This is a genomic window from Kaistella sp., from assembly GCF_032060305.1.
GTDB classification, from domain to species: domain Bacteria; phylum Bacteroidota; class Bacteroidia; order Flavobacteriales; family Weeksellaceae; genus Kaistella; species Kaistella yananensis.
Genome location: NZ_DAMBHK010000153.1, coordinates 1 through 1,544 on the forward strand (window position 1 = coordinate 1; position 1,544 = coordinate 1,544).

The 1,544-nt window shown below is 38.0% G+C and carries 1 protein-coding gene and 1 pseudogene; one reads left to right on the forward strand and one right to left on the reverse strand.

The window, feature by feature from the left end; all coding sequences use genetic code 11:
• The coding region (locus V5N63_RS11865) for a 3-deoxy-D-manno-octulosonic acid transferase (RefSeq protein ID WP_332034110.1) at positions 1–1,172 on the forward strand (1,172 nt) is incomplete at its 5' end.
• Here V5N63_RS11865 and V5N63_RS11870 read toward each other — a convergent pair.
• Positions 1,164–1,544: pseudogene (locus V5N63_RS11870) on the reverse strand (deoxyuridine 5'-triphosphate nucleotidohydrolase); the annotation flags it as partial. The gene V5N63_RS11865 and the pseudogene V5N63_RS11870 sit on opposite strands and share 9 nt — an antisense overlap.

The window sequence follows — 1,544 nt, forward strand, 5'->3', positions numbered from 1 at the left end:
TTAATTATAAATTAAAAAAAGGATTAGCAGGAAGAAGGCAGTCTTGTGATATCGTGAAATCGAAATTTTCATCTGATGATCAGGTGATTTGGATGCATGCAGCAAGTCTCGGCGAATACGAACAAGGGCTCCCTGTTTTGGAAAAATTGAAAGAAAAACTTCCTCATCACAAAATTCTCATCACTTTTTTTTCCCCGTCGGGTTACGAAAATGTCATTCACAAAAATCATATTGCCGACGCCATCTGTTACCTGCCTTTCGACACCGAAAAATGGGTGAAGGAATTTACGTCCAACTTTACAACAGCCATTTTTATCACCGTAAAATACGAATATTGGTATAATCTTTTAGCAGATTTGAAACAGAAAGGTGCTGAAATTTATGTGGTTTCGGCATTGTTTTATGAAACGCAGGTTTTCTTTAAGGCTTACGGCAGATGGTTTACAGAACAGCTTAAGCAAAATGTTAACTGGTTTTTTCACCAGACAAGACATTCAACTGCACTGGCAAAAAGTATTGGGCTTCAAAACTCTTCTACAGCCGGAGATACACGCTTCGACCGGGTGAAAAAACTTCGTGAACGTGATAATACGGTGGAGTTTATTGAAGAATTTAAGCAAAACCAAAAAACGGTTATTTTCGGAAGCTCCTGGGAATCCGAAGAACGGCTGGCAGAAATTGTCGCCACAAAAAGCCGCGAAATTAAACTGATTATCGCTCCACATGATTTGAAAAGGGTAGAAAATCTCAAAAAGATTTTCCCTAATGCTGTTTTATATTCCGGAATTTCCGATGCGGGGCAGATGAAAAATACCAACGCACAAGTGCTGATCATCGACTGTATTGGTTTGCTTTCAAAGCTTTATTCTTACGCGGATGTTGCAGTGGTGGGCGGTGGTTTTCATTCCAAAGGTCTTCATAATATTCTGGAAGCGGCAACCTTCGGAATTCCTGTGCTTTTTGGTGACCAGTATTTGAAGAATCCGGAAGCTGATGATTTAATTGCGCATCATGGTGGTAAATCTTTTGAAGATGAATTTTTCGCAGCGCCTTATTTATTAAGCCTCCTTAAAGATGACGCACTTTTGAAAACAATGAGTGAAAACGCCCGAAATTTTATTGATTCGCAACCAAACGCTTCCGAAATTATTGTGAACAGGATTTTATCTTAAAAATCCCTGTCTTTTAAAGTCTTTAATAATCAGATCCAGGTGATCAGGGATGTTTTCGGATTTCAGCCAGTTGAAATCAAAACTGTTATTAATGCAGAGTTTTTCAAGATAGATATTTTCGTGGATCTGGACATCGATGGCTTGTAATAACTCATCAAACTCCATCCAGTAATCCTCGTCTGTTTTTTTGATGAGAATTAAAGCGCGGACAATTTTATTAATGAGGTAGATGTAGAGTTTATAGACATTATCAAACCTTTGCTGATTCAGTTTTTCGTTGCTTACTAAAATCTTATTCACCAAAAGTAAATGCAGCGAAATTTCCCCAAATTTATCGGTTGTCACTTTCACATGTTCGGTAATTTCAGCACT